At 66.0% G+C, this 7,286-nt stretch carries 8 protein-coding genes and 1 pseudogene; 6 read left to right on the forward strand and 3 right to left on the reverse strand.

Annotated features, from left to right (window positions below; genetic code table 11):
* The 4 genes from VFH65_RS05965 to VFH65_RS05980 all read left to right on the forward strand — a co-directional run.
* Positions 1-762 (forward strand): branched-chain amino acid ABC transporter permease (locus VFH65_RS05965; RefSeq protein ID WP_353320231.1); only part of this gene is annotated, 762 nt, incomplete at its 5' end.
* Positions 759-1,592 (forward strand): urea ABC transporter ATP-binding protein UrtD, encoded by an 834-nt coding sequence (urtD, locus tag VFH65_RS05970; protein WP_353320232.1) that lies wholly within the window; start codon positions 759-761, stop codon positions 1,590-1,592. The genes VFH65_RS05965 and urtD, both read left to right, overlap by 4 nt.
* The gene (gene urtE, locus VFH65_RS05975; RefSeq protein WP_353320233.1) at positions 1,592-2,284 is read left to right on the forward strand and encodes an urea ABC transporter ATP-binding subunit UrtE; all 693 of its coding nucleotides are present in this window, start codon (positions 1,592-1,594) and stop codon (positions 2,282-2,284) included. The genes urtD and urtE overlap by 1 nt, the downstream gene beginning before the upstream one ends.
* Before the next feature lie 52 nt (positions 2,285-2,336).
* Entirely contained in the window at positions 2,337-2,864 is a 528-nt protein-coding gene (locus tag VFH65_RS05980) for a hypothetical protein (protein WP_353320234.1), read from the forward strand.
* Positions 2,865-2,955: 91 nt separating this feature from the next.
* On the opposite strand, the gene hisS is transcribed toward VFH65_RS05980, so the two are convergent.
* Together hisS and VFH65_RS05990 are read right to left on the reverse strand one after the other, a co-directional pair.
* Complete coding sequence (hisS, locus tag VFH65_RS05985; protein WP_353320235.1) at positions 2,956-4,221, reverse strand: histidine--tRNA ligase; 1,266 nt, start codon at positions 4,219-4,221, stop codon at positions 2,956-2,958.
* Positions 4,218-4,883 (reverse strand): MBL fold metallo-hydrolase, encoded by a 666-nt coding sequence (locus VFH65_RS05990; protein ID WP_353320236.1) that lies wholly within the window; start codon positions 4,881-4,883, stop codon positions 4,218-4,220. Before VFH65_RS05990 ends, hisS begins: the two co-directional genes overlap by 4 nt.
* Positions 4,884-5,013: 130 nt before the next feature.
* Between VFH65_RS05990 and VFH65_RS05995 the strand changes: the two genes are divergently transcribed.
* Both VFH65_RS05995 and VFH65_RS06000 read left to right on the forward strand, forming a co-directional pair.
* Positions 5,014-5,895 (forward strand): peptidylprolyl isomerase, encoded by an 882-nt coding sequence (locus VFH65_RS05995; protein WP_353320237.1) that lies wholly within the window; start codon positions 5,014-5,016, stop codon positions 5,893-5,895.
* Positions 5,896-5,899: 4 nt separating this feature from the next.
* Positions 5,900-6,946: a peptidylprolyl isomerase gene (locus VFH65_RS06000; protein WP_353320238.1), complete on the forward strand. Its 1,047-nt coding sequence runs from the start codon at positions 5,900-5,902 to the stop codon at positions 6,944-6,946.
* Between the two features lie 40 nt (positions 6,947-6,986).
* Here the strand turns inward: VFH65_RS06000 and VFH65_RS32020 are convergent.
* Positions 6,987-7,103, reverse strand: a pseudogene (locus tag VFH65_RS32020) (cyclase); the annotation flags it as partial.
* Positions 7,104-7,286: the final 183 nt, after the last annotated feature.

The raw sequence follows: 7,286 nt of genomic DNA on the forward strand, positions 1-7,286 counted from the left end.
CTGCTGGCGATCGTTCTGCTGCCGACGGCCATCGCCGCGGCGCTGGGGTTCGGCGTGTTCAAGCGTCGCGTCAAGGGCGCCTACTTCGCAATCCTGTCGCAGGCCCTCGCGGCGGCCCTGGCCATCCTGCTGGTCGGACAGACCAGCGTCGGAGGCAGCAACGGGCTCAACAGGTTTCGCACCTTCTTCGGATTCACACTGAACGACCCGGCGAACCGGCGGATGCTGTACTTCATTGCTGCCGGTGTGCTGCTACTCGTCGTCGCGGTCGTTCGGCAGCTGATGCAGAGCCGATACGGCGAGCTGTTGGTGGCGGTGCGCGATGGTGAAGAACGCGTGCGCTTCCTCGGCTACGATCCGGCCAACATCAAGGTCGTCGCCTACACCGTCGCCGCGTTGTTCGCCAGCATCGCCGGTGCGCTGTTCGCCCCCATCGTCGGGTTCATCGCGCCATCACAGGTCGGCATCCTGCCCTCGATCGCGTTCCTGATCGGGGTGGCGATCGGTGGACGCACGACGCTGCTCGGTCCGGTACTCGGTGCGATCGGTGTGGCGTGGGCGCAAACCCTGTTCTCCGAACGCTTTCCGTCGGAATGGACATACGCCCAGGGGTTGCTGTTCATCGTGGTCGTCGGCTTCTTCCCCGCCGGATTCGCCGGACTATCTGCGTTGCGCCGGTGGCGCAGGCGCAAACCCGCTCCACTGGTACCCGAACCGGAACCTGAGCCAGAGCCCGAGCCAGAAAAGGTGCCGGCGTCATGACCACCTCAGAGCTGGAGCCGATTGCCGGCGGCAACGTCGGAATGGGCACTGAGTACCTCGAAGTCCGCGGTCTGACAGTCGATTTCGATGGGTTCAAGGCGGTAAGCGACGTCGATCTGACGCTGTTCCAGGGCGACCTGCGGTTCCTGATCGGACCCAACGGCGCCGGCAAGACCACGGTGATCGACGCGATCACCGGCCTGGTGCCCGCGACCGGTTCGATCAGCAAGTCCGGCGTGGAGCTGCTTGGCAAGAAGGTGCATCAGATCGCCAGGCGTGGAGTGGGCCGGACATTCCAGACCGCCAGCGTCTTCGAACAGCTGACGGTGCTGCAAAACCTCGACATCGCGGCGGGCGCCGGGCGCTCGGCGTGGACGCTGCTGAAGCGAAGGTCGGGCGTTCTGCCGTCGATCGAGGAAGCCTTGGAGACAACAGGTTTGACCGACCTGGTGGACAAGCCCGCGGGTGTGCTGGCGCATGGGCAGAAGCAGTGGCTGGAGATCGGCATGCTGCTGGTGCAGAACGCCGACGTGCTGCTGCTCGACGAGCCGGTCGCCGGCATGAGCCACGAAGAGCGTGAGGAGACCGGAAATCTGTTGCGCCGCATCGGCGGTGAACGCACGGTCGTCGTCGTCGAACACGATATGGACTTCATGCGCGCCTTCGCCACCTCGGTGACGGTGCTGGCGCGGGGGCAGGTGATCGCCGAGGGCTCGGTGGCTGAGGTGCAGGCCAACCCCAAGGTGCAGGAGGTCTATCTCGGTACCGCTGCCGCGGGTGCTTCATCTTTAGGGGACATCCCCTCCGATCTCATCGAGGAGAGCTCCTGATGCTCGAGCTTGTCGACGTCCACACCGGCTACGGCCGCTCCGAGGTCATCCACGGCGTCAATCTCGAAGTTCCCTCCGACGGGGTGGCTGCGGTGATGGGCCACAACGGCGCGGGCAAGACGACGCTGCTGCGCGCCGCGGTCGGGCTGCTCAAATGCAGTGCGGGCAAGGTGCTTTTCAACGGTGACGACATCACCAAGCTGCGGCCAAGCGCGCGGGTGGCGCGCGGCCTTGCCTACGTGCCGCAGGGTCAGCAGTCGTTCGGTCAGCTGACGACGGCGGAGAACCTTCAAGTTGTCGCCGACGGGCGCAAAAACGGTAAACAGCTGATCGACGAGCAGCTCGACTTGTTCCCCGCGTTGAAGGAACTGCTGACGCGCCGAGCGGGCTTGCTGTCGGGCGGGCAGCGTCAGCAGTTGGCGATCGCCCGTGCTCTGATCACTTCGCCCAAGTGCCTGATCCTCGATGAGCCGACCGAAGGCATCCAGCCGTCGGTGGTCGCCGAGATCGAAGCGGCGATCACCGCGCTGACCGACCGTGGCGGCCTCGGCGTGCTGCTTGTCGAGCAGCACATCGGTTTCGCGCTCGAGTCGTCGCAGCGCTACTACATCTTGGAGGCGGGCCGCATCACGTCCAGCGGAACCGGCGGCTCGGCATCCGAGGCGGACGTCCGCGCCGCGATGGCCATCTGACCCGCCCCGCAACGTGCACGCGCGCGCCTGTCGAGCGTGAAACACTGCCGATATGAACCCTGAGCCACGGGTGATCGCCGAAGTTGGCGGCTCGGTCGTCGCCGAACAAGGTCCGCTGGTATTGGTGATCGACCGCCGCACGGGCCCACTGTCGACGCTGGCGTTCGTCCTCGGCGTCATCACACTGGTCGTCGGCGGGTTCGGAGCGGTCGCGCTGCTGACATCGACGCCGTCGGCAGCCCTCGGCGCGGCCTTCCTGGCAGTCGGCGTGGTGGTGGCGGCCGCCACGCTCGCGACGCTGCGCAGCATTCGCCGAAGTCGCTCGAAACCGTTGGACACCTATGCGCCGGTTGCGGTCTTCGACCGGGGACGACGAGTATTCGTCGACGGCAACGGCTCCGTCGTGGCACCGCTGGATCAGGTTCGGTTCCAGCGCGCCATGCAGCTTACGTCCAGCTCACCAAAACTTGTGGCGGCGACGCCGAACGGCATGCGAGTTCTGGTGCGCGGCAACCCGTTTTCGGGCGGGATCGGCAACCTCGACGAAGTGCTTACAGCGGCGGTCCACGGCGTTCGGTAGCGCGCGAGCGACCACTTTTGTACGTACTTTCACGGCGTGTCTTTGTGCAGACACGGTCATCCCCTACTCACGTGTGGGCCCACGCGGGGAGTTAGGCGCGGCCGAGGCGCGAAAGTACTTCGGCGAGAACAGCATCGGCGGCGAAGTCGACCTGCTCACCAGTAGCGAGATTCTTCAGACCGATGGTGCCCGCTTCGATATCGCGGTCACCGGCGACCAACGCGATCGAGGCGCCGGAGCGGTCGGCGGCGCGCATCGCACCCTTGATCCCTCGGTCGCCGTAGGACAGGTCGACGCGCACACCGGCGGCACGCAGCCGTGCGGCCAGCACCGCCAGCTTCATCTTGGCCTGCTCCCCCAGCGGAACACCGAACACGTCGACGCGCGCGGTGCCTCCGACGGTCTTACCCTCGGCCTTCAGGGCCAGCACCGTGCGGTCGACGCCGAGGCCGAACCCGATGCCAGACAAGTCTTTTCCGCCGAGTTGACCCATCAGCCCGTCGTAGCGGCCACCACCACCGATGCCCGACTGCGCGCCAAGCCCGTCGTGAACGAACTCGAACGTCGTCTTGGTGTAGTAGTCCAGCCCGCGCACCATCCGCGGGTTGATCACGTATGGCACCTCGAGCGCGTCCAGATGCGCCAGCACCGTCTCGAAGTGCTGCTTGGCCACATCGGAGAGGTGATCCAGCATGACGGGCGCATCAGCGGTCATCTCGCGTACGGCCGGCCGCTTGTCGTCGAGCACCCGCAGCGGATTGAGCTCGGCGCGCCGACGGGTCTCCTCGTCGAGGTCGAGCTTGAACAGGAAGTCCTGCAACAGTTCCCGGTACTGCGGCCGGCAGCTGTCGTCGCCCAGTGATGTGATTTCCAGCCGGAACCCGTCGAGGCCCAGCGATCGGAACCCCGCATCGGCGACGGCGATCACTTCGGCGTCCAACGCGGGGTCGTCGACGCCGATCGCCTCCACGCCGACCTGCTGCAGCTGCCGGTAGCGGCCGGCCTGTGGGCGTTCGTAGCGGAAGAACGGCCCTGAGTAGCAGAGCTTCACCGGTAGCGGTCCGCGGTCAAGGCCGTGCTCGATCACGGCGCGCATCACCCCCGCCGTGCCCTCCGGACGCAACGTCACCGAGCGGTCGCCGCGGTCGGCGAAGGTGTACATCTCCTTGGACACCACGTCGGTGGACTCACCCACCCCGCGGGCGAACAACGCGGTGTCTTCGAAGATCGGCAGCTCGACGTCGCCGTAGCCGGCGCGCCGGGCGGCGTCGAGCAGGCCGTCGCGCACACCGACGAACTGCGCCGATTCGGGGGGCAGATAGTCAGGGACGCCCTTGGGCGCCTGAAACTCAGTCACTGGGTCAAACCTTCGAGGAACGGGTTGGTGCGGCGTTCGACGCCGATCGTGGTCTTTTCGCCGTGTCCCGGTAGTACCACGGTGTCGTCGTCGAGCACCAACAGTTTTGTCACGATCGAGCCGAGCAGGTCCCGGCCGCTGCCTCCCGGCAGGTCGGTACGACCTACCGAGCGACGGAACAACGTGTCGCCGGTGAAGACGACGTCGTCGGGACCGTCAGAGGCCCGGAACACCACCGAGCCACGGGTATGGCCAGGCGTGTGGTCGACAGTAACCGTGACGCCGCCGAGTTCGATCTTGTCGCCGTCGCGGTCCAGCTCAACGACCTGCTTGGGCTCGCGGAACAGCGCCCCGAATGCGATCTGGGCCAGCTTCGGCCCGAAATCCTTGATCGGATCGGTCAGCATGAACCGGTCTTCGGGGTGAATGTAGGCAGGGCAGCCATACATGTCGGCCACCTTCTGCGCCGACCAGATGTGGTCGATGTGGCCGTGGGTCAGCAGCACCGCTGCAGGGGTCAGGTGGTTCTCATCCAGAATCCGCCGCAGCGGGGCCATCGCCCGCTGGCCCGGGTCGACGATGATCGCGTCCGCGCCGGTGCTCTGGGCCAGCACGTAGCAATTGCACGCCAACATGCCCGCCGGGAATCCGGTGATCAACACGACGACAAGTTTCCCACCCCCTGTTCAAGTGGGTGGCGGCGCCACGCTCAGCAACGCCTGGCACACTCGTTGCCGACTGTGAGTGATGTCGCCGTCCCGGCGACGGAAGACCACCAGGAGGACACCGGCGGTGCCGACCAACGAACAACGGCGAGCGACGGCGAAGCGCAAACTCGAACGACAGCTGGAGCGTCGGGCGGAAAGGGCACGCAAGCGCCGCATTTACACGATCATCGGCTCGACATTGGCCGCGATTGTCGTGATCGCCGCCGTGGTGGCCACCGTCGTCATCACCAACCGCGATTCGGGAACTGAGACCGCCTCGGCCGCCACCACGACGTCGGCCACCCCCACACCGACGGCTCCCGCCGCCCCCGGCCAGCTGCCCGCGTTCGCGGCGCCTGCCGGTCTCGGCGAGAACTGCGAATACCCGGCGTCGCAAGAGAAGGCGAGCAAGCAGGTCAACCCGCCGCGCGCCGGCAAGGTGCCGACCGATCCGGCGCAGGTCAGTGCGAGCATGTCGACAAACCAGGGCAACCTCGGCCTGATGCTGGACAACGCCAAGTCCCCGTGCACGGTCAACAGTTTCGCCAGCCTGGCGCAGCAGGGCTTCTTCAACGAGACCCCGTGTCACCGGCTGACGACCAGCGAGGCACTTGCTGTGCTGCAGTGCGGCGATCCGACGGGCCAGGGCACGGGCGGGCCGGGCTATGAATTCGCCAACGAGTACCCGACCAACCAATTCCAACCCGACGATCCGAAGCTGACCGAGCCGGTGGTGTACCCACGCGGCACGCTGGCGATGGCCAACGCCGGGCCGGGCACCAACGGCAGCCAGTTCTTCCTGGTGTACAAGGACTCTCAGCTGCCGCCGAACTACACGGTGTTCGGCACCATCGACGAGACCGGCCTGGCAACGCTGGACAAGATCGCCGCGGCCGGGGTTGCCGACGGCGCGCAGGACGGCAAGCCGGCACAAGAGGTCCAGGTGAAGTCGATCCTGTTGGATTGACGGCATGACGACTCCGCCACCGCCGCACGGCGCGTACTTGCCACCGCCGTCGGGTGAATATCCGCCACTACCCCAGGGCGGGTACCCGACGGAGTACTACGGCTATTCAGCTGGCTATGCCCAACCGAAGGCGACGAACGCGCTGGCGATCGCGTCGCTGGTATGCGCGTTCGTCTTCGCGCCGCTGGGCATCGTGTTCGGCCACATTTCGCTGTCGCAGATCAAGAAAACCGGCGAGGAAGGCCGCGGGCTGGCCTTGGCGGGGTTGGTGATCAGCTACTTGTTCACGGCATTCGCGGTTCTCGTGGTGGTGCTCAGCGTGGTGTTCTTCGTGGTCCTGGCCCGCAACTTGGAAAACTCGGATCTGTACCCGACATATCCCGAGTACACGGCGACGCCGGCCCCGACCGTGGACGCCACGCTGCCGCCGTTCAAACCGCCGGCGACGCTGGGGTCCAACTGCCAATATCCGGCCACCACCGAACCGGCAAGCAAGCCCGCTAAGCCACCAAGGAACGGCCGAGTTCCGACGGATCCCGCGCTGATCAGCGTCAGCCTCAGCACCAGCGACGGCAACATAGGGCTGCAACTCGACAACGCAAAGACACCGTGCACGGTCAACAACTTCGCCAGCCTGGCCCAGCAGGGCTTCTTCGACAACACGCCGTGCCACCGCCTGACCACCGCGCCGGACCTCGGGGTGCTGCAGTGCGGCGACCCGTCAGGCACGGGTACCGGCGGGCCGGGCTATCGGTTCCCGAACGAGTACCCGACCAACCAATATCGGCTGACCGATCCCGCGTTGAAGACGCCGGTGCTGTATCCGCGCGGCACCCTGGCGATGGCCAACTCGGGTGCGGGCACCAATGGCAGTCAGTTCTTCATGGTGTATCAGGACTCGGTGATGCCGCCGACCTACACCGTGTTCGGCACCGTCGACGCAACCGGTCTGGCCACGCTGGACGAGATCGCCGAATCCGGGGTGGCCGACGGCAGCGACGATGGAAAGCCCGCCAAGGACGTGACGATCAAGTCGGTCCGGCTCGACTAATCAGCGCGAGGTGACCGGTCGCGAGTCGTGTCCAAAGAGATGAGGCCAGGCAGGCCCGAAAGGCGTGATCCTCCAACGCTCTTGGCGCACCAAAGACCGCCATGATTCCATCGCCGGTAAATTTATCGACGGTACCGCCGTAGCGCTGCACGACACCGGTCGGGTCAGGTTAGGCAGTATCGGGCGGCCATGTCGACCTAGGCGGCGCTGAATTGCTGTTGGTACATACGGGGTTTGGGCTGCAGCACGTACTGGAATGACACGCGTAGGGCTGTTTCGACGACGAGCCACATGGTGGCGGGTAGGTCGAGGTCGGGCCGGAACTCGCTTTGGTGGGCCT

Source organism: Mycobacterium sp., from assembly GCF_035697385.1.
Classification (GTDB): domain Bacteria; phylum Actinomycetota; class Actinomycetes; order Mycobacteriales; family Mycobacteriaceae; genus Mycobacterium.

Coding starts and splice junctions, on each gene's coding strand:
- urtD (WP_353320232.1), top strand. CDS start 759: ATGACCACCTCAGAGCTGGAGCCGATTGCCGGCGGCAACGTCGGAATG.
- urtE (WP_353320233.1), top strand. CDS start 1,592: ATGCTCGAGCTTGTCGACGTCCACACCGGCTACGGCCGCTCCGAGGTC.
- VFH65_RS05980 (WP_353320234.1), top strand. CDS start 2,337: ATGAACCCTGAGCCACGGGTGATCGCCGAAGTTGGCGGCTCGGTCGTC.
- VFH65_RS06000 (WP_353320238.1), top strand. CDS start 5,900: ATGACGACTCCGCCACCGCCGCACGGCGCGTACTTGCCACCGCCGTCG.